A 22,334-nucleotide genomic window follows, 5' to 3' on the forward strand; every position below is an offset into this window, starting at 1 on the left:
CCCGATGAAAGCCCAAGCCCGTCATATCCTGGTAAAAACCAGCGAAGAAGCCGAACAGCTCAAGCAACGTATTGCCAAGGGCGAAGCCTTTGATGTGCTGGCCAAGAAATACTCCACCTGCCCATCCGGCAAGCGTGGTGGTGACTTGGGCGAAGTGCGTCCGGGGCAGATGGTCGGGGTGATCGACGCGGTGATTTTCAAGAAGCCGCTGCGGGTGGTGCATGGGCCGATCAAGAGCAAGTTTGGCTATCACCTGGTGCAGGTTTTTTACCGCGACTGAATCTGCAGGGTGGTCGGTTTCTGGGCTGCTTCGCAGCCCAGCGCCGCCCCGCTCTACTTGAGCGCTGCTACGGGTGTTTCATCAACGCGCCCGGCACTTGGATCACCTGGCTTGCCAGCTGATGCCCGGAACGGGCCGCTTGTTCCGGTGTGCCGCCTTTGAGCCGGCTAGCCAGATACGCCGCGCTGAACGAATCTCCCGCCGCGGTGGTATCCACCACCTTTTCGACCCGCTGCGCCGGCACGGCAAAACGCTCGCCCCCACAACGCATCAGGCATTCATCCGCGCCACGCTTGAGCACCACTTCCTCAAGCCCTGGATAGGCGGCAAATACCTGTTCACTGTCCGCGTAGCCAAACAATGCGCGCTCGTCATCCTCGGTCAACAAAGCAATGTCCACGTGGGCCAGCACCCCACGATAGGCGGCGCGCGCGACCTCGACACTGGCCCACAATCGCGGTCGGTAGTTATTATCGAACACCACTTTTGCACCGCGTTTACGAGCCTCGATCAGCGTAGCCAACAAACGCTCACGCCCAGCCTCACCCAGCACTGCCAGCGTGATACCGCTGAAATACAGCACGTCGTATGTCGGCAAGGCCGCGAGAATCGGCTCCGCTGCCGGCGTGGTGAAGCAGTCGCGCACAGCTGCTTCATTGCGCCAATAGAGGAATTTACGCTCACCCCGCGCGTCGGTCTGGATACAGTACAACCCCGGCAACCGGCCCGGCAGGCGCTGGACCATGTCCAGGCCAAGGCCTTCGTCTGACCATTGCTGGCACATGGCATCGCTGAAGCTGTCATCGCCCAGGGCAGTGACGTAATCCACCACGCTGTTGTCGCCCAGCTCGCGACGCAGGTAAACCGCCGTGTTCAGGGTATCGCCGCCGAAGCTTTGTTGCAGGCTGCCGTCGGCGCGGTGTTGCAGTTCAATCATGCATTCGCCGATCAAGGCGATGCGCAGGGGTGTGGTCATGGACGGGTCTCAATGGGCTTGGGATACGCTCTAGAAGCAGGTCTGCAAGTTTTCGATTACCTGCAACCGATCATCCACCAGGCAACCGGTTTGCCACTTGTCGAAGGTCAGGCAAGGGTGCGAGGTGCCGAAAGAAATGATGTCACCGATGCGTAACTGCACCCCCGACGCGACTGTCATGAATGCATGCTGGTCCATCACAGCCGTGACCTTGCACCCCTCGATATCCACACCCACTGCCGGCAACACGCCAGCCTTGTAGCGTTTGAGAGGCACTGGCAAGCCGGCGTCATAGGCCACATCGCGCTTGCCCAACGCAATCACCGCAAAACCGGGCTCCGGCAACGATTGAACGTGGGCCCACACTTCCAGGGCCGGGCGCAGGCCCTCATCGAGGTCACTGCGACGCTCGAGCACACAGCATTGCGCATCCTTGTAGATGCCATGGTCGTGAGCCACATAGCTGCCAGGACGCAACACACTGAGAAAGCGCCCCGCCGCATTTTGCGCCTCGAAAGACTCGGCAATCAGGTCGTACCAGGCCGACCCCGAGGCCGTGATGATGGGCTGGTCTATATCGAAGTCGCCGCTGTCTTGCAGCTCTATCGCGAGGCGCACCAGCGAAGCGGCGAATTCGCGGATGCCACTGATGGCCTGCTCGCCGTGGATCACCCCTTCGTAACCTTCGATACCGGTCAGGGCCAACGCGGGCTGGGCCTTGATCGCCCGGGCCAGCTCCAGGACCTCTTGCTCGCTGCGACAACCGCAGCGCCCGCCGACCACGCCGTATTCGATCATCACGTTCAACCGCAGGCCACGGGCGGCGAAGAAAGCACCGAGGTCAGCGACGTTGTCTGGGTGATCGACCATGCAATAGAAGTCGAACTCGGGGTCGGTCAGCAAGTCGGCAATCAGCGCCATGTTCGGCGCGCCGACCAGTTGGTTGGCCATCAACACCCGGCGCACCCCGCCGGCATACGCGGCGCGTGTCTGCACCGCGCTGGCCAGGGTGATACCCCAGGCACCTTGTGCCAATTGGCGCTGGAACAGCGCCGGCATCATGCTGGTCTTGCCGTGTGGTGCCAGTTGCGCGCCACTTTTGCTGACGAAATCCTGCATCCAGCGGATATTATGCTCCAGCGCATCGCGGTGCAGCACCAGCGCAGGCAGGCTGACGTCGCGTACCAGATGCGCACCGAGGTCGGCGGTGCCTTTTTCAACGGCATTGAAGGCAGACATGGGCTTACTCCGTTTCGTTATTCGTTGATACGACGGGCCAGGTTGTTGGCGCTTTCGATCAGCACCCGGCGGTAGTCGTTGTAGTGGGTTTTGGCATCGGCCCGTGGCGCGACGATGCACAAGGTCGCAATGCTGACACCTTGCGCGTCCCGTACCGGAGCGGCAAAGCAATGGGTAAAGGTGTCGGCGACGCTATCGAAGGAAAAGAAGCCATCCAGGCTGGCCTGGCGAATTTGCCCGAGGAAGGTTTCCAATGGCAGGCGCTGGCCGTCGGGCAGAATGAAGTCGTCCGGCTCAATCAGGTCGACAATCTGCTGGTCGCTCAAATGGCCCAACAGCAAGCGTCCGGAAGCGGTCCAGGGAATCGGCGCGTTTTCACCGATGTCCGAGGAAATCCGGAAGTGCCGCTGGCCCTCGCGCATCAGCGCGACCGTATATTTGCGGCCGTTGAGCAGGCACATCTGCGCGGTTTCGTGAGTCTGGCTGACGATCTGCTGCAAGGCGTGATCAGCCTCGCGGGTCAAGTCGAAATGACGCAGGTGCGCCTGGCCGAGGAAATACAGTTGGCGCCCCAGGTAAACGTGGCCGTCCTTGCCCACGGCTTCGAGAATCCGCCGCTCCAGCAACGAAGCAACCAGCTCGTACACCGTGGATTTAGGGCTGCCAATGCCGCTGGCAATGTCGTTCGGGCGCAGGGGCTGGCCGACTTCCTTGAGGAAGTCGAGAATATCGAACGCCCGGTCGAGGCCTTTGGCGCGGCGCTTGATGGTGTCTTCGGTCATGGCAGTCTTGGGTCCCGTTGGAAAGGCTGGGATGATAACTGGATGGGGGGCCCTCAAGCCCACCACCCACCCTACCCATCACTTTTTCTTATAAGCCACGCAATCAATCTCAACCTTGCAATCAACCATCATGTTCGCCTGCACACACGCCCGGGCCGGCGCATGTTCAGGGCTGAAATACTCGCCAAACACTTTGTTGAAACTCCAGAAATCCCGTGGATCTTCCAGCCACACGCCAACCCGCACCACATCCTCGAGGGCGTAGCCGGCTTCTTCGAGAATCGCGACCACATTCTTCATGGTCTGGTGAGTCTGCTCGACGATCCCACCGCTGATGATTTCACCCTCCACCGCCGGCACTTGCCCGGAGACGTACAACCAGCCATCGGCTTCCACGGCGCGGGCAAAAGGACGAGGTTGGCCACCACCGGCGGTGCTGCCAGCGCCATAACGAGTAATGCTCATAATGTTTCTCCTGATATGAAACTGAAAATCAAAACCGGATGTTCTTCAAAAAGTCCGCCAGGCGCGGCGATTGCGGGCGCTCGAAGAGATCTTTCGGTGCTCCCTGTTCCTCAATGCGGCCCTGGTTCATAAACACAATCTTGTCCGAGACCTCATAGGCAAAACGCATCTCATGGGTCACCAGCAACATGGTCATGCCCTCTTGCGCCAAACCCTTGATCACACTGAGCACCTCACCGACCAACTCAGGGTCCAGTGCCGAAGTCACTTCATCGAACAGCATCAGGCTCGGATTCATGGCAATGGCCCGGGCAATCGCCACACGCTGTTGCTGCCCACCCGACAACTGACCGGGAAAGTGATTGCGCCGCTCCAGCAATCCCACGCGGTCCAGCCATTTTTCGGCCAGGACAATGGCTTGGTCCCTGGGCATCTTCTTGACCTTGAGCAGGCCAAGGGTGACGTTCTGCAACGCCGTCATATGCGGGAACAGGTTGAACTGCTGGAATGCCATACCAGTCATGGCGCGATGTTGGGCGATGAGCTTTTCCGGATGTCGTACGCGCTTGCCCGCGTTTTCGCTGTAGCCGATCGACTCGCCCTCAAGGGTGATCTGCCCGCCCTGGAATTCTTCCAGCAGGTTGACGCAGCGCAGCAGCGTCGTCTTGCCAGAACCGCTGGAGCCGATCAATGTCGCCACGTTGCCGCGCTGCATCGACAAGTCGACACCCTTGAGCACCTCCACCGCGCCGTATTGCTTGCGCAAGCCGCAAATATCCAGCAATGGCTGGGTTGCAACAGAAGATTGAGTCATGACAAGGCCACCCGCTTTTCAATGTAGCGCCCGAACAATTCGATGGCGTAGTTGATGACAAAAAACAGAAAACCGGCGAACAGATAGAACTCCAGGGTCATGAAGGTACGCGCGATCACCTGTTGCGTACTCAACAACAATTCTGCGACGCCAATGACCGAAAGCAAGGTCGAGGCCTTGACGATTTCCGTGGACGAATTGACCCAGGTGGGCAGGATTTGCCGCAACGCCTGAGGCAGCAACACATAGCCCAGTGACTGGAAAAACGTCAGCCCAATGGCCTTGCCGGCTTCCAACTGACCACGGGGAATGGCTTGCAAAGCACCGCGCACGATCTCCGCAACGTGGGAACCGCAGAACAGCGTCAAACCCAACGCGCCGGCCTGAAATGCACTGACCGACCAACCAAGGGCCGGCGCCATGTAAAAGCATGCCAATACCAGCACAAACACCGGCGTGCCGCGAATCAGGTCAACGTACAAACGAAACGGCGCACGCATCCAGAACTTGCCGTAGGTCAGCACCAGCCCGGCGACAATGCCTATCAGGGTGCCAAAGATAATCGCCAGCACTGAACAATAAACACTGGTCTGAAACCCCGCCCAGAGCGTGTCCCGGGCGATCCACAACTCATGCAGCCAACTGGGGGATTCGTACATGGGCACCTTCCTTAACGGCGGATTGCCAGACGCTGTTCCAGATAACGGAGCAGCATGGCGATGAGGTAACAGGCGGCCACATAGAGCGCCGTCGTGACCAGCCAGGTTTCAATCACCCGGTAGCTTTCGACGTTGATCTTGCGGGCGTAATAGGTCAGCTCCGGTACCGCAATCGCGGCCGCCAGGGAGGTGTCCTTGAACAGCGAGATAAAGTTGTTCGAGAGTGCCGGCAGCACGTTGCGCAACATCACCGGCACGGTGATGTAGGCCCGTATCCGCCACTCGCCCAGACCAATGGCCAAGCCTGCTTCGCGTAAGCCCTTGGGAATATTCAACAGCCCGGCGCGGAACACTTCGGTCAGATAGGCCCCGGCGTACAGCGACAGCGTGATGATGAACGAAGGAATCTTGTCCAGACGAATGCCCAGGCTGGGCAAGGCGAAGTAGATCAACAGGATCAGCACCAGGATCGGCGTGTTGCGCACCACCGTCACATACACCGACGCGAGGATTCTCAGCGCACGGTGCCTGGACAGCATGGCAAAGGCCATCAACAGGCCGATCACACAGCCGATGGCGATCGACAGCAATGCCAGTTGAAGCCCCAGACCGAGCCCCGCCAGCAAGGTGTCAAAATCGCGCCAGACGGCGGCAAAATTCAACTGATAGTTCATGGTCGCCAGCACCTGATTCGAGGCGCCTGTAGCGACGCCCCAGGGTTACACATCATTTGAACTCGACCGGAAAACCAATCGCAGGCTCAGGCAGGTCCACGCCAAACCATTGCTTGAACGATGCCTTGTAGGTCGGGAACTCAACGCCGGTCATGGCCTCATGCAGGGCGGTATTGACGAAGTTCAGCCAGTCCTGGTCGCCACGCTTGACCGCACAGCCATAGGTTTGCGGGCTCCAGGCGTAGGCTGGGCTGCGGTAACGGCCCGGGTTCTGCACCATCAGGTACTTGACCGAAGACTGGTCGGTGGCGGCGGCATCGGCGCGCCCGGAGTTCACGGCCTGGTACATCAGGTCGACGCTGTCGTACTGGTCGACCTTGGCCTTGGGCAGCGCCTGATGGACCAACTCTTCGGCGTAGACATTCTGCAACACGGCCACGGTTACCTCGTCTGCAGCAGCTTGCAGGTCTTCTATTTCCTTGTATTTGCTATTGGCCGGCAGCAGCAGGCCTACGCCTTCGCGGTAGTACGGCAAGGTGAACGCCACTTGCTGCGCCCGGCTCGCGGTGACGGTGATGAACTGGCAGCTCATGTCGACTTTATCGGTCAACAGGTTGGGAATCCGTGCATCAGAGGACTGCACCACGAACTCGACCTTGCTCGGGTCATTGAACAAGCCTTTGGCCACGATGCGGCCGATGTCGATATCAAAACCCTGCAACTTGCCATCCGCTCCCTGGAAGTGCCACGGCGCGTTGGTACTGCCCGTACCCACGATCAAATGCCCACGCTTGAGCACATCATCGAGCTTGCTGTCTGCTGCCTGCACAACGCTTGCGAGACAAGCAGATGCGGCGCAGAGAAAAACACATGCCTTGAATACAGAAGGTCGGTGGTACATGGCGAACACTCCAGAAGTTGTTTATTCCGCTATACCGGAACTTGGTATGTAACAACGGAATAAACAGCAGGAAGTGTGCCACAGGCTGATGACGAAAACACCTCACGAATAAATGCTTTGAAACTCAGAAAGATAAGAAGCAAACCCACTGCGGCGTTGCGCCGAGATCAGCGAGCAGAGTGCTACTGCGGGCCACACCATGCGGTGACAGGCCACATCCGGGTGCATGATTGCTTTGAGGAAGCTCACGGTCGGAGCAAAAAAAAGCCCCCTCCAGAGTTTGGTAAACAAACGCTGGAAGAGGCTTTACTCAATACATCACGTCGTTACTGCAGGGGCACGAGAAAAACCTGCGTTACCCGCCGCTCTTCCACCGCCGCCACCTTCAGGCGCCAGCCTTCGTATTCGAGGCTGTCACCCACCACCGGCAAGCGATCCAACAGGCTCATGACCAGGCCTGCAAGGGTCTGGTAATCCTCGGTGGCAGCCGCCTTGAAACCGGTGCGCTGGCTCAGCAGGTTAAGGTTCAAAGCACCATTGGCACGGAACCCGCCCTGCTCCTGGACGATATCCGGCCCTTCGACCTCACTGGCATCCGGCAACTCGCCAGCGATGGACTCAAGGATGTCGGTCATGCTCAACACTCCCATGAAATCGCCGAATTCGTTGATCACGAAAGCAATGTGCGTGGATTCCTGGCGCATCTGCTCCAGGGCATTGAGGATCGAAAAACTGTCCAGCAGATTGATCGCCCGGCGCGCCAGGTGCTCCAGGTTCGGCTCGTTGCCCGCCAGGTACTCCTTGAGCAACTCTTTCTTGTGGACGAAGCCCAAGGGCTCATCCACCGCACCGTTACGGATCAACGGCAAGCGCGAATAGGGCGAATGCATCAGCTTCAGGCGAATGGTCTCGGGATCGTCTGCCAGGTCGATCGAGTCGACGTTGGCGCGTGGCGTCATCAAGGTACGGATCGGCCGCTCGGCCAGTTGCAGCACACCACTGATCATCACCCGTTCACGACGGTCAAACAACGGCCCTTGATTGTTATCGGCATCACCCAACAGGTCGGTAACGTCTTCACCAACCTCTTCCACCGCCAGGCTGCGCCCACCCAACAGGCGCATCACGGCGTGGGCCGTACGCTCCCGAACCGGGCGCAGACCTTGTGCCGACTTCTTGCGGCGGGCACGGGCAATCTGGTTGAAGACCTCGATCAGGATCGAGAAGCCAATGGCCGCGTACAGATAGCCCTTGGGAATGTGGAAGCCCAGGCCTTCGGCGGTCAGGGCGAAACCGATCATCATCAAGAAACCCAGGCACAGCATGATCACTGTCGGGTGCGCATTGACGAAACGGGTCAGCGGCTTGCTGGCCACGATCATCAGACCGATGGAAATGATCACCGCGATCATCATCACCGCCAGTTCGTCCACCATGCCGACCGCGGTAATCACCGCATCGAGGGAGAACACCGCGTCCAACACCACAATCTGCGCCACGATCGGCCAGAACATTGCGTAGCCGGCGTTGCCGGTGCGCTGGGAGATATGCCCTTCCAGGCGCTCATGCAATTCCATGGTGGCCTTGAACAACAGGAACACACCACCGAACAGCATGATCAGGTCGCGCCCGGAGAAGCTCTTGTCGAATACCTCGAACAACGGCTGGGTCAGGGTGACCAGCCAGGAAATACTCGCCAACAGGCCCAAGCGCATGATCAACGCCAGGGAAAGACCGATCAACCGCGCACGATCACGCTGCTCCGGCGGCAGCTTGTCTGCCAGGATCGCAATAAACACCAGGTTGTCGATGCCCAGCACCAACTCCAGCACAATCAAGGTCAACAGGCCGAGCCAGGCCGTTGGATCCGCTATCCATTCCATATAAAAGTCTCAGTCTCTTTATTGATTATCAGAATGCCGGGCACGGCAAAGTGCGGTCAGGTGACCGAAAAAGGGGAGCAGCCGGAATACGGGATGTTTCAGCGGGAGCAGCGAGGGCCTTGGGGAAAGACGACTGGGAGGCTCCGAGAGGGTGTTCATGCAAGTCCTGCAGTGACAAAAGGATTTTAATCGTACAACCTAAGGCCAAATCCCCTACAACGCAAAACTATTACAAGATCTGTCCCCCTCAGACATGCGATGCGTCAGCTTTTGCGTGTCGCGTCATCCAGCGCCAAAATCGTGTGGGCATTGGTGACCGTCGTTGCCAAGGTGTTGATTACACCGGAACGCAAAGCCCCCAGGGTCGCCGCCGCCTTGGTGTTTTCACTGGCAATGGCCACCACATCGGGAATACGAAACAGCTCTTGCACCGTCAACCCAATCACTCGCCCTTGAATCGTGTTGGCTGCCAGTTGACCGTAGATGTCGATAAAGTCATAACCCATCATGTCGCCCACGGCCCCGGACAGCCGCGCCTGGGAGATTTCCTGGGGTGAAAACCAACCCATGCGCACCATGTTGCTGTTCTCGCTCATATCGCCAATGCCGATCAAGGCCAGGTCAGCGCGGCGCGCGCGGTCCAGGGTCGAGCGTACCGTGTCGTTGCTGATCAGCGCGCTGCGCAACTCCGGGTTGGCCACCAGCGCCGGGGCATACAGGCTTTCACTTTCACCGCCAAAGCGCAGGGCCAGGCGACGGCAGATATGGTCCGGGTTCATGTACTCCCCAGCCTTGAGGGAACCGCCGATGGCACACACAAATGTGCAATTGCGGGTCACCGGCAAAAATACGTTATCGGCCACCGCACCAACATTGCGACCCATGCCCACGGCGACAATCATGCCGTCGCTCAAGGTTTTGTTCAGGTAGTTGGCCACCAGGCTCGCGACTGCCGAGCGCTGGGTGTCAGGATCACTGTGATCGACTGCAATCAATGCGCGATCCAGATCAAAGCGCTGCACCAGGGCCTGCTCCAGCTCATTGTTCATCGCCGGGTGCTGCAGCACGCGCACCTCGACAATCCCTTCATCGCGCGCACGCTTGAGCAGTCGACTGACTTTTGCCCGGGACAGGTCAAAGCGCTTGGCAATGGCCTCCTGAGTGACATTCTCAAGGTAATAAAGCATCGCCACTTCGGTCATCAGATCGATATCGCTGGCAGTGCGCTGGGTGCTGTCACTCATGGCAACGGGCTTCCGTTTCGGCATCAAAGGCGCATTCTCCCGACTCTTACCCCGTCACGTCCACTACTGATGCCCGTCGCGCTCAATGGCATTGATGCGCTCGACCTTGGCCCCGGAACGCGCCACTTCGAACTCCGAGGCCAGGAACGCGGTGACGATGCTTTTGGCCAGCTCCGCACCGACCACCCGTGCGCCTATCGACAGGATTTGTGCATCATTGCTTTTGCGTGCCCGCTCCGCCGAATAGGTGTCATGGGCCTGAGCGGCACGAATCCCCAGTACTTTGTTCGCCGAAATGGCCATGCCGATTCCCGTACCGCACACCAGCACTCCCAAGCGCTGCTGTCCGGCGTTGATGGCCGTGGCCACCGCCAGCGCGATGTCCGGATAGAGCACCGGGGCCGTGGAATGGGTACCAAAGTCAGTCACCGGATAACCCAACGCTTCAATGTGGCACTTCAACAATTGCTTGAGTTCAAAACCCGCTTCATCGCACCCGATAGCCACCGGGAAAGGTGTGTTCATGGCATTTGGCTCCGCTGCTGTGGTGAAACTCGATACCGATCATATGATCACTAACTGAAATTTCTCTCAGGCATTTCTCGGACATTGAGCGCCACCTGTCAAGCAAGATTTAACTGACCTGTCGGTCAAAGGCCTGTTATCGGGCGTTGTTTGCGTAAACGAAGGCTGCTACAACTTTTAAGTGAAAGAGATTGACTGATCAGAATTTCATTTGGTACACATATGATCACACGGTCAAGCGACTGCGTATCTAATAAGAATTCACAGCACGAGGACACGCCAATGGCCACGCCATTACTGCTCCAGGCTGAACATGTCGCCAAGGCTTACGCCGGCATCCCTGCCCTGCGCGACGGCCGGCTCTCGCTGCGTGCTGGCAGCGTGCATGCCCTGTGCGGTGGCAATGGCGCGGGCAAATCCACGTTTCTCAGCATCCTGATGGGCATCACTCAACGTGACGCCGGCAGCATCCTGCTCAACGGCACGCCTGTGCAATTCAACCGTCCGAGCGAAGCGCTGGCGGCAGGGATTGCGATGATTACCCAGGAGCTTGAGCCTATTCCCTACATGACCGTCGCTGAAAACATTTGGCTGGGCCGCGAACCACGCCGCGCCGGCTGCATTGTCGACAGCAAGGCGCTCTATCGACGTACCCGCGAGCTGCTGGAAAACCTGGAGTTCGACGTCGACGCCAGCCTGCCCATGCACCGCTTGAGCGTGGCGCAGATCCAGTTGGTAGAAATCGCCAAGGCGTTCAGCCATGACTGCCAAGTGATGATCATGGACGAACCCACCTCGGCCATCGGCGAGCGCGAAGCCGAAACCCTGTTCAAGGCCATCCGCCGCCTCACCGCCCGTGGCGCCGGCATTGTGTATGTGTCCCATCGTCTCAGCGAACTGGCACAGATCGCCGACGACTACAGCATCTTTCGCGACGGAGCCTTCGTCGAGACCGGACGCATGGCCGATATCGACCGCGCCCACCTGGTGCGCGGCATCGTTGGCCAGGAATTGACGCGTATCGATCACAAGGTCGGACGCGAATGCACCGCTGATTATTGCCTGGATGTGTCCGGCCTGAGTCGCAGCGGCGAGTTCCAGGACATCACCCTGCAACTGCGCCAGGGCGAAATTCTCGGCATCTATGGCTTGATGGGCTCGGGGCGCAGCGAGTTTCTCAACTGTGTGTATGGCCTGACCACCCCGGATTCCGGCAGCATGAGCCTGCAAGGCAAGCCAATGCCCATCGGCCAGCCCAAGGCAACCATCCGCGCCGGCATGTCGCTGGTTACCGAGGATCGCAAGGAAAGCGGCCTGGTGCTCAGCGCCAGCATCCTTTCGAACATTGCGCTGTCGGCCTACAAGCAGTTGTCGAGCTGGTCGCTGATCAATGCCCGCAAGGAAAACCAACTGGCCCTGGACATGGTCAAGCGCCTGCAGATCAAAACCACTTCCCTGGATCTTCCGGTGGCCTCCATGAGCGGTGGCAACCAGCAAAAAGTCGTGCTCGCCAAGTGCCTGTCGACCCAACCGATCTGCCTGCTGTGCGATGAACCGACCCGTGGCATCGACGAAGGCGCCAAGCAAGAGATCTATCACCTGCTCGACCAATTCGTGCGCGCCGGCGGCGCGGCCATCGTGGTGTCGTCGGAAGCGCCAGAGTTACTGCACTTGAGCGATCGCATCGCTGTATTCAAGGGCGGCAGGCTGGTGACTATCAGCAACGACACCGACCTTTCCCAGGAAGCCTTGTTGAGTCTTGCCTCATGAATGCCAAAACACTCTCTTCTGCAAAAACGTCCGCAATCAGCGCCGCACCGCGCAGCCGCCTGCGCCTGTCACTGGACCGTTTCGGCCTGCCGCTGGTATTTATCCTGCTGTGCGTGGTGATGGCCTTTTCCAGCGAATACTTCATGACCTGGCGCAACTGGATGGACATCCTGCGCCAGACCTCCATCAACGGCATCCTCGCCGTGGGCATGACCTATGTGATCCTGACCAAGGGCATCGACCTCTCGGTAGGCTCGATCCTGGCTTTCGCCGGGCTGTGCAGTGCGCTGGTGGTCACCCAAGGTCACGGCTTGCTGGCAGCCGTCAGCGCCGGGATGTTTGCCGGCGCCATGCTGGGGATGGTCAATGGGTTCATGGTCGCAAACCTGTCGATCCCGCCCTTTGTCGCGACCCTGGGGATGCTCAGCATCGCCCGCGGCATGACCTTCATTCTCAATGACGGCAGCCCGGTCACCGACCTGCCCGACGCCTATCTTGCGCTGGGCATCGGCAAGCTCGGGCCGATTGGCGTACCGGTGATCATCTTCGCCGTGGTCGCGCTGATTTTCTGGATGGTGCTGCGCTACACCACTTACGGGCGCTACATCTATGCGGTCGGTGGCAACGAGAAGAGCGCACGCACCTCAGGGATCGGCGTGCGCAAGGTGACGTTCTCGGTGTATGTGGTCTCCGGGCTGCTGGCAGGCCTGGCCGGCGTGGTGCTGGCAGCACGCACTACCTCCGCCCTGCCCCAGGCGGGCATGTCTTATGAGCTGGATGCGATTGCCGCCGTGGTGATCGGCGGCACCAGCCTGTCCGGTGGCACCGGCAGCATTGTCGGCACCTTGTTCGGCGCCCTGCTGATCGGGGTCATCAACAACGGTTTGAACCTGCTCGGCGTGTCTTCTTATTACCAGCAGGTCGCCAAGGGCTTGATCATTGTGCTCGCGGTGCTGATTGACGTGTGGCGCAAGAAAAAACGCTAGCCGCTTTTCCTCTGAAACGAACTGAACGACCACAACAATAAACGGAGTTCTCATCATGAAATTCGCCACATCCTTTGCCGCGGTCGCGGCCCTCACCCTGCTTGCCAGCAGCATCAGCCTGGCCGCCGAAAGCAAGCCTTACAAGATCGGTGCCGCCGTCTACGGCCTCAAGGGTCAGTTCATGCAGAACTGGGTGCGCGAGCTCAAGGAACACCCGGCCGTCAAGGACGGCAGCGTGCAAATCACCGTGTTCGACGGCAACTACGACGCGCTGACCCAGAACAACCAGATCGAAACCATGATCACCCAGCGCTACGACGCAATCCTGTTCGTACCCATCGATACCAAGGCCGGCATCGGCACCGTCAAGCGTGCCATGGCCGAAGATATCCCGGTGATCGCCTCCAATGCCAAGCTGGCCGACCCAAGCGTGCCATACGTGGGCAACGATGATGTCGAGGGCGGTCGCCTCCAGGCCCAGGCCATGGTCGACAAGCTCAAGGGCAAGGGCAACGTGGCAATCATCCAGGGGCCGATTGGCCAGTCCGCACAGATCGATCGGGAACGCGGCGAGATGGAAGTGCTGAAAAAACACCCGGACATCAAGATCATTGAAATGAAGACCGCCAACTGGTCCCGCGCTGAAGCCCTGGCTCTGACCGAGGACTGGCTCAACGCACACCCCAATGGCGGTATCTCGGGAATCATCGCGCAAAACGACGACATGGCCCTCGGCGCCCTGCAAGCGGTGAAATCCCGTGGCCTGACGCCGACTGAAGTGCCGGTGACCTCCATCGACGGCATGCCGGATGCGATCCAGGCCGCCAAGAGAGATGAAGTCACTACCTTCCTCCAGGATGCCCAGGCCCAATCCCAGGGTGCCCTCGACGTCGCCCTGCGCCAATTGGCCGGCGAGGATTACAAGCCTCGGTCGGTGATCTGGGAGCGTTATGCCAAGGATGTGAAATGGGGCGACGGCAGCATCAAGGAGTACATCCTGCCGTGGGTACCGGTGACCAATGCGAATGCCGATGCGCTGTACCAACAGGTCATCGGCGCGAAGTAACGGTTGCAACCTGTAATGCAATCCAAATGTGGGAGCGGGCTTGCCCGCTCCCACATTTGATCGCCACTGTTTTTGAGAATGGAGTCAACCCAATGTCTGGATTCTGGAATCAGGCCTTCGACCTCACCGGCCGTTGCGCGGTGATTACCGGTGGGGCCGCCGGGATCGGCCTGGCTTGCGCCAGCCTGCTGGTGGAGCGCGGCGCACGTGTCGCCTTGCTGGACCGTGATCCGGCGGTGGCCGACGTTGCGGCCAGCCTCGGCAGCGGGCACATCGGTATCGCTGTAGACCTGCGCCAACTCGACCAGGTGCAAAGCAGTGTCGATCGTGTGTTCGATCACTTCAAGCGCCTGGATTACCTGGTCAACAGCGCGGGCGTGGTCATGCTGGAAAAGGCCATCGACGTCAGCGAAAACGCCTGGGACACCACCCTGGACATCAACCTCAAAGCCAGTTTTTTCGTGGCCCAGGCCTGCGCCCGACATATGTTGGCCCAGGGCAGCGGGCGTATCGTCAACCTGGCGTCACAGGCTGCCGTCATCGGCCTGGACCGCCATGTCGCCTACTGCGCCAGCAAGGCTGCGATTGTCGGCATGACCAAAGTACTTGCCATGGAGTGGGCGCCGCACATCAACGTCAACGCCATCTCCCCCACCATCGTCGAAACGGCCCTGGGCAAGAAAGCCTGGGCCGGTGAAGTGGGCGAGCGGGCCAAGTTGCAGATCCCGGTCGGGCGCTTTGCCCAGCCGGATGAAATCGCCGGGCTGGCGTTGTACCTGCTCAGCGACGCTGCAAAGATGATCACCGGCGAAAACGTGGTGATCGACGGCGGCTACAGCATTCAGTAATTCATCTTTTTGTCGTGAGGCCTTGTCATGTCCACAACTACCGAACGCACCGCCGAACAACTCAACCCGATCATTCCCAAGACCATGCAGGCCGTGGTCTGTCATGGCCCGGAAGACTATCGCCTGGAAACCGTCGACGTACCGACGCCCGGCCCCGACGAGATCCTCACCAAAGTCGAGCTGTGTGGCATTTGCATGGGCGATATCAAGACTTACCGCGGCGCACCCTCGTTCTGGGGGGATGCCGAGCAACCACGCTACGTCAAACCGCCGATGATCCCCGGCCACGAATTCGTGTGCCGTGTCGTCGCCCTTGGCCCGGGCGCCGAAAAGCGCGGGGTCAAGATCGGCGACCGCGTCATTTCCGAGCAGATCGTGCCGTGCTGGGGTTGCCGTTTCTGTAACCACGGCCAGTACTGGATGTGCCAGAAGCACGACCTCTACGGCTTCCAGAACAACGTCCAGGGAGCCATGGCCCAATACATGATCTTCACCAAGGAAGGCATCATTCACCAAGTGCCGGACTCCATCGCCCCGGACGAGGCGATCCTGATCGAGCCGCTGGCCTGTTCACTGCACGCTGCCGAACGGGCAAATGTCGATTTCGATGATGTGGTGGTGGTTGCCGGGGCTGGCACCCTGGGGCTCGGGATCATTGGCGCGGTGCGTCTGCGCAACCCTAAAAAACTCATCGTCCTCGACATGAAGCCCGAACGCGCCGAGTTGGCCTTGCGCATGGGCGCCGATGAAGTGTGGAACCCGGCCGAAGTCGATGTCATGGCGAAGATTCGCGAAATCACCGACGGCTATGGTTGCGACATTTACATTGAAGCCACCGGGCACCACAAGGCGGTCAACCAGGGCCTGGCCATGCTGCGCAAGCTGGGGCGCTTTGTCGAATTCAGCGTTTTTAACGACGAGGCCACCGTCGACTGGTCAATCATCGGCGACCGCAAGGAGTTGGATGTCCTTGGGTCGCACCTGGGGCCATACATGTACCCACGGGCCATCGACTTTATTGGCAAGCGCAAGATCGATATGCGCGACGTGGTAACCCATAAATTTGCCCTGGCGGATTTCAAGCAAGCGTTTGCGGTGATGGAGCGTGGGGACAAGTCGCTGAAAGTCGTTCTCGAACCTTGAACGGTTCACCTCCCTTCAAAACAAGAACACAGGAGCCCGCATTATGAATCGAGTGATAAACGATCCGGACCAGGTGGTCGAGGACATGCTGCGCGGCATTCTGGTCGCCCACCCCGAACTGCGCCAAAGCGAAACCAACCCTCGGGTCATCAGCAAAGCCAGGCCGTCGGGTCCGAACCGCGTAGGCATCGTGACCGGGGGCGGCTCCGGCCATGAACCGGCGTTCCTCGGTTACGTCGGCCCTGGCCTGGTGGATGCGGTAGCCGTTGGCGAAATTTTCTCCTCGCCTACCGCCAAAAGCTTTTTCGACGCCTTCCGCGTCGCCGATCATGGTGCTGGCGTCGCCTGCCTGTACGGCAACTATGCAGGCGACAACATGAACGTGAAGCTGGCAATGAAAATGGCCGCCAGCAAGGACATGCAGATCCGCACGGTGGTTGCCAACGACGACGTGGCTTCGGCGCCCAAGGCCGAGATCGCCAAGCGTCGTGGCGTGGCCGGTGAGATCTTCATGTGGAAAGTCGGCGGGGCTGCCGCTGCACAGCATTACGACCTGGATGGCGTGATTCGCGTCGCCCAGAAAGCTGTCGACCACTGCCGATCCATCGGCATCGGCCTCACACCCTGCACCATTGCCGCGGTGGGCAAGCCGAACTTCCAGATCCCGGACGGCCAGATGGAGCTGGGCATTGGCCATCACGGCGAACCGGGAATTGAAGTGATCCCCATCGAATCCGCAGCGGCCATGGCCGAACGCATGCTGGCGCCGATTCTTGCTGACCGCGATTTCAGCCAGGATGACAGCGTCGTGGTGCTGGTTTCTGGCCTGGGCGCGACGCCAGTGATGGAGCTGTACATCTTCTACGCCGAAGTCGAGCGCCAGCTCAAGGGCAAGGGACTGAAGGTTCATCGCTGCTATGTCGGCAACTATTTCACCTCCCTGGAAATGATGGGCGTAACCCTGACCCTGCTGGGCCTGGACGCCGAACTGAAATCACTGATCGACCAACCCTGCCGCTCCATCGGCATGACCCAGGCGGATTGACTCATGAGCCAGCATTTCTCTACCCAAGACGGCAGCGCCATTGTCACCGACCTGGTGAGCGTGATCGTTGCCAACCGTGAATACCTCAGTGAAGTCGATGGCGCGATTGGCGATGGTGACCACGGCATCAACATGGCCAAGGGCTTTGCCCATTGCGGGCGCACCATTGAAGGTCGGCAACTGACATTGGCCGAGGCGCTGGACGAGCTGACCTTGAGCCTGATGGAAGGCATCGGCGGCTCCATGGGCCCGCTGTATGGCAGTTTGTTCATTGGCATGGCTGACGAGGTGCGTACCAGCGAAACTATCGACGCCGCGACCTTTGCCCGCCTGCTGCGCGGCGGCCTCACCTCTTTGCAAGACATCACCGAGGCGGGCGTGGGCGACAAGTGCTTGATGGATACGCTGATTCCGGCGGTGGAGGCTTTCGAGCATGCACACGCTTGTGGTACGTCTTTTCGTGACGCGCTGGAAAAAATGAAAAGTGCAGCCTCTCAAGGGCGCGATTCGACCAAGGACCTGGTGGCGAAAATCGGCCGGGCCAGTCGCTTGGGAGAACGTTCATTGGGTGTGCTGGATGCCGGGGCAGTATCGTGCTGCTTGATCCTGACCCGGCTGGCGGATTCGGTGCAGCCGCGCTTGCGTTAGCCAACAGCGCATTGCGTAGCAGCTATAGAGCCCAGGCGAGGCTGGGCTCTATAGCTGCTACGCGTTAGATTGAACCGGGCTTACCAGAACCGCTGCTGGGTCAGGCGGCTCCACCAGGTCAACAACACCCGATCCACCGAACCGCTGGCCGCCAGCCCAACCCGCTCTTGCAGGCTTTTGCGCTCGGCATAATGCAGGTGGAACAGTTCGGCGGTCTTGGCCTTGTTGGCCAGGTATTCGTCACTGGTTTGCAGCTCATCCACCAGTTGCTTGTCGAGTGCGGCAACGCCAAGCCAGACCTCGCCAGTGGCTACTTCATCAATCGCCAGTTGCGGGCGATAGCGCGACACAAAGTTCTTGAACAATTGATGGGTGATGTCCAGGTCTTCCTGGAATTTCTCCCGGCCCTTCTCGGTGTTTTCGCCAAACACCGTCAGAGTGCGCTTGTATTCACCGGCGGTCAGCACTTCGAAGTCGATATCGTGTTTTTTCAACAGGCGGTTGACGTTGGGCAACTGCGCCACCACGCCAATCGAACCGAGGATGGCGAACGGCGCGCTGACGATCTTTTCGCCGATGCACGCCATCATATAACCGCCGCTGGCCGCAACCTTGTCGATGCATACCGTCAACGGCACGCCTGCCTGGCGGATACGCGCCAATTGCGAGGAGGCCAGGCCGTAGCTATGGACCATGCCGCCGCCGCTTTCCAGGCGCAGTACCACTTCATCCTCGGGAGTGGCAAGGCTCAGCAGCGCCGTGATTTCGTGGCGCAGGCTCTCGGTGGCCGAGGCCTTGATATCACCGTCAAAATCCAGCACAAACACCCGAGGCTTGGCCGTGGGGGTTTTCTTCTGTTTCTTCTCGGACTTGCCTTGGCTTTTGCGCAGTGCCTTGAGTTGATCCTTGTCGAGCAGGGACTGCTCCAGGCGCTCACGCAGATCCTTGTAGAAATCGTTGAGCTTGCTGACCTGCAATTGGCCGGCATTCTTGCGCCGCCCTTTGCTGCGCAATGCCGCAAAACTGATCAACACCACGAGAATGGCGACGACCAGCGTGACGGTTTTAGCCAGAAAACTGGCGTACTCAGCCAAAAACTCCATGAGACTCCTTAACGATACGGTGCGCCAGGCGCGGATAAGCCCAAGCATACCGACGGCGTCGCCGGGGAGCCAGCGGTGAAACCCCTTGCAGCGGGCCTCTAACGAGCTTTTAAAACAAGCGTATGTTTTTCCATTGACAGCTTCCCGGCATCCTCATAATCTCGCCAGACTTTCAACGTACCGGGTGAACGGACGTGGGCAGCATCTATTTGATTCGACATGGCCAGGCCTCCTTCGGTGCAGACGACTATGACGTACTGTCGCCCGTCGGTGTGCAGCAGGCACAAGTGCTCGGCAGCCATCTGGCGGAGCTGGGCCTAACGTTCGACCGCTGCGTGTCGGGTGACCTGCGTCGTCAACAACACACGGCCAATGCGGCCTTCGAATCCTATAGCGCACAAGGCCTGACCGTTCCCGAGCTGGAAATCGACAGCGCGTTCAACGAGTTCGACGCCGACGCGATTATCCGCGCCCTGCTTCCGGGCTTGCTCGACAGCGAGCCCGAAGCCTTGGATATCCTGCGCAATGCCGCTCAAAACCGTAGTGAATTCCAGCGCATCTTCGCCCTGATCATTGAGCGCTGGCTCAGTGGCACGTATGACCCGCCGGGCCTGGAAAGCTGGCTGGGCTTCGTCGAACGCGTACAGGGTGGCTTGCAACGCCTGCTTGAGACCGCCGACAGCGCCCACAAGATCGCCGTGTTTACCTCTGGCGGCACCATTACCGCCCTGCTCCACCTGATTACCCGAATGCCTGCCGCCCAGGCCTTCGAACTGAACTGGCAAATTGTCAACACTTCGCTCAACCACTTGAAATTCCGTGGTCGCGAGGTGGCACTGGCTTCCTTCAACAGCCATACCCACTTGCAACTGTTGAAGGCGCCGCAGCTCATCACTTTCCGATGAACTGTGGCCAACCGTGACCCCAAGGTCACTGGCACCACCCATAAAAGGATCGAACCATGACTGACGTAGCTAAAGCCGTAGAAGCAATGAAAGCCAAATTCAACCCAGCCGCTGCTGACGGCCTGGACCTGGTGTTCGGTTTCCGTATCGATGACACCCAGAACTTCTCGCTGGTTGTTAAAAACAACACCTGCGAACTGCTGGAAGGCGAAAACCCTGACGCTCAAGTCACACTGGTCATGGACGCTGAGACCATGAAGGGTATCGTCAGCGGTGACACCGACGGCATGCAGGCTTTCATGGGCGGCAAGTTGCGCACCGAAGGCGACATGATGCTGGCCATGAAGCTGAGCGAATTGTTCCCCGCCTGATTCAGGGCAATCCTGAATCGACCAATCCCGCCTTCGCCGGCGGGATTTTTTTGCTTGCGAAAAACCTGCGTGACTCGCTCATTCATTTGCAGAATGAAGTCCAGAGGAATCTTCGTTTGCGCCCGGTGCCTGGGCTCAACAAAATCTGGCTGACGGATCCGTCCCTATTACCGCAGCCAGGAATTTTTCTATGTCGACCTCCCGCCATGTCAGCCCCGACGAGATCCGCAAGGGATTTTCCAAAGCCATGTCCGACATGTATCGCGCCGAGGTGCCGCTGTATGGTGCGCTGATGGAGCTGGTGGCCGAAACCAATGCACGACTACTCAGTACCGACGCGCAGTTGGTTCGACAACTGCAACGCACCGGCGAAATCCAGCGCCTGGACAGGGAACGCCATGGCGCCATTCGCCTGGGTACAGCCCATGAGCTGGCAACCATCTGCCGCCTGTTTGCGGTAATGGGTATGCAACCTGTGGGCTATTACGACCTGACGCCCGCGGGCGTGCCGGTGCACTCCACAGCGTTTCGCGCCGTCCATGAAAGCGCGCTGCAAACCAGCCCGTTTCGGGTCTTCACCTCGCTACTGCGTCTGGAGCTGATCGAGAACCCTGAACTGCGCGCCTTTGCCCAGGCGACTCTGGAAAAACGCTCGATTTTCACCCCGCGCGCCCTGGCGCTGGTTGAACAGGCAGAAGCCGACGGCGGTCTGGGCAGCAGCGATGCCGATGAATTTATCCAGCAAGCGCTGGAAACCTTCCGCTGGCATCACACCGCCACTGTCAGTGCTGCCCAGTACCAGCAATTAAGCGAGCAACACCGCTTGATCGCTGATGTCGTGGCTTTCAGAGGCCCGCACATCAACCACCTGACCCCACGCACCCTGGACATTGACCGCGTGCAAGCCGATATGCCCGGCAAAGGCATCACACCCAAGGCGGTGATCGAGGGCCCGCCTGCCCGTCAATGCCCGATCCTGCTGCGGCAAACCAGTTTCAAGGCGCTCGATGAACCCATCACGTTTACCGATACCCTGGGTAGCCACAGCGCGCGCTTTGGTGAGATCGAACAACGCGGCGTGGCACTGACGCCCAAAGGGCGGGCGCTGTACGACCACCTGCTGAATAGCGTGCGCGAAGAATTGGGGGCCTTCCCCAATGAGACCAATGCCGGGCGCTACACCCAGTTGATGGCGCAACACTTCCAGGCATTCCCGGATGACTATCGGTCAATGCGCGAGCAAGGGTTGGCGTTTTTCCGCTATTTCGTCACCGACAAGGCACGCACGACTCAAAGGACCAGCCCGGATAGCCTTGATGGGCTGATCGAAGCCGGCTACGTGGATGTCGAACCGCTGGTGTACGAGGATTTTTTGCCGGTCAGCGCGGCGGGAATTTTCCAGTCGAACCTGGGGGATGCGGCGCAAAGTCATTATGGCGTCAACGCCAATCAGGCCGAGTTCGAACAAGCCTTGGGACGCCAGACAATCGATGAGCTGAAGCTGTATGCAGACACCCAGCAGCGATCAATCGATATGTGCCTGAACACGCTGTTGGCTTAGGAGAAAAGAGTCCGCCCGACACCAATACGCAATCCTTGCGCAGTTGACGTGCCCCAGGGTCGGGCGAACGATTGGCATGATAGGCAGCGACAAGGTTTCTGTCCCCGGGACAATTCTGAACAAATCTGCGACTGCCTTCTGGAGGAACTCGCCAGCCCCTCCAGAAAACGCGCCTAGTGGGGGGGCAGGCTTAGCAGGTCAGCGATCTTGTCTTTGATCAACAAGCGTTTCTTCTTCATGTTTTCCACATCCTCATCACTGGCCTTGGCGTGCTCTGCTTTCAACACCTCCTTGTCGACGTCATCATATTGCGTAAGCAGCGCATCCAGGTGCTTGTTACCCGCCCTGCGTTGCTGAACATCTTCCTTGAGTAATCTCAAATCCAGATACAGGTCGTGTTTCACTGGCATGACGTACCTCCGCAAGCAGATCGATGACTGATACAC

General features: G+C 59.2%; 24 protein-coding genes. 11 read left to right on the forward strand and 13 right to left on the reverse strand.

The features are described from left to right. The first annotated feature begins 4 nt into the window (after nt 1-4). Nucleotides 5-280, forward strand: a complete 276-nt coding sequence (locus OQ460_RS13535; protein ID WP_007898282.1) for a peptidylprolyl isomerase — start codon at nt 5-7, stop codon at nt 278-280. A gap of 67 nt (nt 281-347) precedes the next feature. On the opposite strand, the gene OQ460_RS13540 is transcribed toward OQ460_RS13535, so the two are convergent. From OQ460_RS13540 to rpiB, 11 genes are all read right to left on the reverse strand, one after another. Further along, on the reverse strand, nt 348-1,256 hold the full coding sequence (locus OQ460_RS13540; RefSeq protein WP_410017980.1) for a sugar kinase: 909 nt from the start codon (nt 1,254-1,256) through the stop codon (nt 348-350). Between the two features lie 30 nt (nt 1,257-1,286). After that, nucleotides 1,287-2,495, reverse strand: a complete 1,209-nt coding sequence (locus tag OQ460_RS13545) for an amino acid deaminase (RefSeq protein WP_410017981.1) — start codon at nt 2,493-2,495, stop codon at nt 1,287-1,289. Between the two features lie 17 nt (nt 2,496-2,512). After that, nucleotides 2,513-3,277 carry an IclR family transcriptional regulator gene (locus OQ460_RS13550; RefSeq protein ID WP_410017982.1) on the reverse strand — a complete coding sequence of 255 codons (765 nt, stop codon included), beginning with the start codon at nt 3,275-3,277 and terminating at the stop codon, nt 2,513-2,515. 78 nt (nt 3,278-3,355) lie between these two features. Next, on the reverse strand, nt 3,356-3,742 hold the full coding sequence (locus OQ460_RS13555) for a RidA family protein (RefSeq protein ID WP_410017983.1): 387 nt from the start codon (nt 3,740-3,742) through the stop codon (nt 3,356-3,358). A gap of 28 nt (nt 3,743-3,770) precedes the next feature. Further along, nucleotides 3,771-4,556, reverse strand: coding sequence for an amino acid ABC transporter ATP-binding protein (locus OQ460_RS13560; protein ID WP_410017984.1), 786 nt, complete (start codon nt 4,554-4,556; stop codon nt 3,771-3,773). After that, nucleotides 4,553-5,215, reverse strand: coding sequence for an amino acid ABC transporter permease (locus OQ460_RS13565; protein WP_410017985.1), 663 nt, complete (start codon nt 5,213-5,215; stop codon nt 4,553-4,555). The genes OQ460_RS13560 and OQ460_RS13565 overlap by 4 nt, the downstream gene beginning before the upstream one ends. Nucleotides 5,216-5,226: 11 nt before the next feature. Continuing rightward, the gene (locus OQ460_RS13570) at nt 5,227-5,889 is read right to left on the reverse strand and encodes an amino acid ABC transporter permease (protein WP_043051429.1); all 663 of its coding nucleotides are present in this window, start codon (nt 5,887-5,889) and stop codon (nt 5,227-5,229) included. A gap of 52 nt (nt 5,890-5,941) precedes the next feature. Further along, nucleotides 5,942-6,790 (reverse strand): transporter substrate-binding domain-containing protein, encoded by an 849-nt coding sequence (locus tag OQ460_RS13575; RefSeq protein ID WP_410017986.1) that lies wholly within the window; start codon nt 6,788-6,790, stop codon nt 5,942-5,944. A gap of 326 nt (nt 6,791-7,116) precedes the next feature. Further along, entirely contained in the window at nt 7,117-8,673 is a 1,557-nt protein-coding gene (locus OQ460_RS13580; RefSeq protein ID WP_410017987.1) for a TerC family protein, read from the reverse strand. A 263-nt stretch (nt 8,674-8,936) separates the two neighbouring features. Then, a complete protein-coding gene (locus OQ460_RS13585) occupies nt 8,937-9,917 on the reverse strand; it encodes a sugar-binding transcriptional regulator (protein WP_410017988.1) in 981 nt (326 codons plus the stop codon). 63 nt (nt 9,918-9,980) lie between these two features. Beyond that, complete coding sequence (rpiB, locus tag OQ460_RS13590; RefSeq protein WP_410017989.1) at nt 9,981-10,442, reverse strand: ribose 5-phosphate isomerase B; 462 nt, start codon at nt 10,440-10,442, stop codon at nt 9,981-9,983. 282 nt (nt 10,443-10,724) lie between these two features. Here rpiB and OQ460_RS13595 point away from each other — a divergent pair, with 282 nt between their 5' ends. From OQ460_RS13595 to dhaL, 7 genes are all read left to right on the forward strand, one after another. Continuing rightward, nucleotides 10,725-12,212: a sugar ABC transporter ATP-binding protein gene (locus OQ460_RS13595; RefSeq protein ID WP_410017990.1), complete on the forward strand. Its 1,488-nt coding sequence runs from the start codon at nt 10,725-10,727 to the stop codon at nt 12,210-12,212. Then, on the forward strand, nt 12,209-13,198 hold the full coding sequence (locus tag OQ460_RS13600) for an ABC transporter permease (protein WP_410017991.1): 990 nt from the start codon (nt 12,209-12,211) through the stop codon (nt 13,196-13,198). The genes OQ460_RS13595 and OQ460_RS13600 overlap by 4 nt, the downstream gene beginning before the upstream one ends. A 55-nt stretch (nt 13,199-13,253) precedes the next feature. Beyond that, complete coding sequence (locus OQ460_RS13605; protein WP_410017992.1) at nt 13,254-14,264, forward strand: substrate-binding domain-containing protein; 1,011 nt, start codon at nt 13,254-13,256, stop codon at nt 14,262-14,264. 92 nt (nt 14,265-14,356) lie between these two features. Continuing rightward, on the forward strand, nt 14,357-15,112 hold the full coding sequence (locus tag OQ460_RS13610; protein WP_410017993.1) for an SDR family oxidoreductase: 756 nt from the start codon (nt 14,357-14,359) through the stop codon (nt 15,110-15,112). A 27-nt stretch (nt 15,113-15,139) separates the two neighbouring features. Further along, the gene (locus OQ460_RS13615) at nt 15,140-16,255 is read left to right on the forward strand and encodes an MDR/zinc-dependent alcohol dehydrogenase-like family protein (protein WP_410017994.1); all 1,116 of its coding nucleotides are present in this window, start codon (nt 15,140-15,142) and stop codon (nt 16,253-16,255) included. Nucleotides 16,256-16,298: 43 nt separating this feature from the next. Beyond that, the gene (locus OQ460_RS13620; RefSeq protein ID WP_410017995.1) at nt 16,299-17,300 is read left to right on the forward strand and encodes a dihydroxyacetone kinase subunit DhaK; all 1,002 of its coding nucleotides are present in this window, start codon (nt 16,299-16,301) and stop codon (nt 17,298-17,300) included. Nucleotides 17,301-17,303: 3 nt separating this feature from the next. Further along, on the forward strand, nt 17,304-17,948 hold the full coding sequence (gene dhaL, locus OQ460_RS13625; RefSeq protein ID WP_410017996.1) for a dihydroxyacetone kinase subunit DhaL: 645 nt from the start codon (nt 17,304-17,306) through the stop codon (nt 17,946-17,948). 80 nt (nt 17,949-18,028) lie between these two features. Here dhaL and sohB read toward each other — a convergent pair whose 3' ends face one another. Next, on the reverse strand, nt 18,029-19,051 hold the full coding sequence (sohB, locus tag OQ460_RS13630) for a protease SohB (RefSeq protein WP_410017997.1): 1,023 nt from the start codon (nt 19,049-19,051) through the stop codon (nt 18,029-18,031). Between the two features lie 194 nt (nt 19,052-19,245). On the opposite strand from sohB, the gene OQ460_RS13635 reads away from it, so the two are divergent. The 3 genes from OQ460_RS13635 (at nt 19,246) to OQ460_RS13645 (ending at nt 21,888) form a co-directional block, all read left to right on the forward strand. After that, nucleotides 19,246-19,956: a histidine phosphatase family protein gene (locus OQ460_RS13635; protein ID WP_410017998.1), complete on the forward strand. Its 711-nt coding sequence runs from the start codon at nt 19,246-19,248 to the stop codon at nt 19,954-19,956. Between the two features lie 56 nt (nt 19,957-20,012). Then, complete coding sequence (locus OQ460_RS13640) at nt 20,013-20,327, forward strand: SCP2 sterol-binding domain-containing protein (protein WP_410017999.1); 315 nt, start codon at nt 20,013-20,015, stop codon at nt 20,325-20,327. A gap of 190 nt (nt 20,328-20,517) precedes the next feature. Continuing rightward, a complete protein-coding gene (locus tag OQ460_RS13645) occupies nt 20,518-21,888 on the forward strand; it encodes a 2-oxoadipate dioxygenase/decarboxylase HglS (protein ID WP_410018000.1) in 1,371 nt (456 codons plus the stop codon). 173 nt (nt 21,889-22,061) lie between these two features. On the opposite strand, the gene OQ460_RS13650 is transcribed toward OQ460_RS13645, so the two are convergent. After that, nucleotides 22,062-22,298, reverse strand: coding sequence for a YdcH family protein (locus OQ460_RS13650; RefSeq protein WP_410018001.1), 237 nt, complete (start codon nt 22,296-22,298; stop codon nt 22,062-22,064). Nucleotides 22,299-22,334 lie beyond the last annotated feature (36 nt).

It is taken from the genome of Pseudomonas imrae (assembly GCF_046352735.2).
Lineage (GTDB): Bacteria > Pseudomonadota > Gammaproteobacteria > Pseudomonadales > Pseudomonadaceae > Aquipseudomonas > Aquipseudomonas imrae.

Coding starts and splice junctions, on each gene's coding strand:
- OQ460_RS13535 (WP_007898282.1), top strand. CDS start 5: ATGAAAGCCCAAGCCCGTCATATCCTGGTAAAAACCAGCGAAGAAGCC.
- OQ460_RS13540 (WP_410017980.1), bottom strand. CDS start 1,256: ATGACCACACCCCTGCGCATCGCCTTGATCGGCGAATGCATGATTGAA.
- OQ460_RS13545 (WP_410017981.1), bottom strand. CDS start 2,495: ATGTCTGCCTTCAATGCCGTTGAAAAAGGCACCGCCGACCTCGGTGCG.
- OQ460_RS13550 (WP_410017982.1), bottom strand. CDS start 3,277: ATGACCGAAGACACCATCAAGCGCCGCGCCAAAGGCCTCGACCGGGCG.
- OQ460_RS13555 (WP_410017983.1), bottom strand. CDS start 3,742: ATGAGCATTACTCGTTATGGCGCTGGCAGCACCGCCGGTGGTGGCCAA.
- OQ460_RS13560 (WP_410017984.1), bottom strand. CDS start 4,556: ATGACTCAATCTTCTGTTGCAACCCAGCCATTGCTGGATATTTGCGGC.
- OQ460_RS13565 (WP_410017985.1), bottom strand. CDS start 5,215: ATGTACGAATCCCCCAGTTGGCTGCATGAGTTGTGGATCGCCCGGGAC.
- OQ460_RS13570 (WP_043051429.1), bottom strand. CDS start 5,889: ATGAACTATCAGTTGAATTTTGCCGCCGTCTGGCGCGATTTTGACACC.
- OQ460_RS13575 (WP_410017986.1), bottom strand. CDS start 6,790: ATGTACCACCGACCTTCTGTATTCAAGGCATGTGTTTTTCTCTGCGCC.
- OQ460_RS13580 (WP_410017987.1), bottom strand. CDS start 8,673: ATGGAATGGATAGCGGATCCAACGGCCTGGCTCGGCCTGTTGACCTTG.
- OQ460_RS13585 (WP_410017988.1), bottom strand. CDS start 9,917: ATGAGTGACAGCACCCAGCGCACTGCCAGCGATATCGATCTGATGACC.
- rpiB (WP_410017989.1), bottom strand. CDS start 10,442: ATGAACACACCTTTCCCGGTGGCTATCGGGTGCGATGAAGCGGGTTTT.
- OQ460_RS13595 (WP_410017990.1), top strand. CDS start 10,725: ATGGCCACGCCATTACTGCTCCAGGCTGAACATGTCGCCAAGGCTTAC.
- OQ460_RS13600 (WP_410017991.1), top strand. CDS start 12,209: ATGAATGCCAAAACACTCTCTTCTGCAAAAACGTCCGCAATCAGCGCC.
- OQ460_RS13605 (WP_410017992.1), top strand. CDS start 13,254: ATGAAATTCGCCACATCCTTTGCCGCGGTCGCGGCCCTCACCCTGCTT.
- OQ460_RS13610 (WP_410017993.1), top strand. CDS start 14,357: ATGTCTGGATTCTGGAATCAGGCCTTCGACCTCACCGGCCGTTGCGCG.
- OQ460_RS13615 (WP_410017994.1), top strand. CDS start 15,140: ATGTCCACAACTACCGAACGCACCGCCGAACAACTCAACCCGATCATT.
- OQ460_RS13620 (WP_410017995.1), top strand. CDS start 16,299: ATGAATCGAGTGATAAACGATCCGGACCAGGTGGTCGAGGACATGCTG.
- dhaL (WP_410017996.1), top strand. CDS start 17,304: ATGAGCCAGCATTTCTCTACCCAAGACGGCAGCGCCATTGTCACCGAC.
- sohB (WP_410017997.1), bottom strand. CDS start 19,051: ATGGAGTTTTTGGCTGAGTACGCCAGTTTTCTGGCTAAAACCGTCACG.
- OQ460_RS13640 (WP_410017999.1), top strand. CDS start 20,013: ATGACTGACGTAGCTAAAGCCGTAGAAGCAATGAAAGCCAAATTCAAC.
- OQ460_RS13645 (WP_410018000.1), top strand. CDS start 20,518: ATGTCGACCTCCCGCCATGTCAGCCCCGACGAGATCCGCAAGGGATTT.
- OQ460_RS13650 (WP_410018001.1), bottom strand. CDS start 22,298: ATGCCAGTGAAACACGACCTGTATCTGGATTTGAGATTACTCAAGGAA.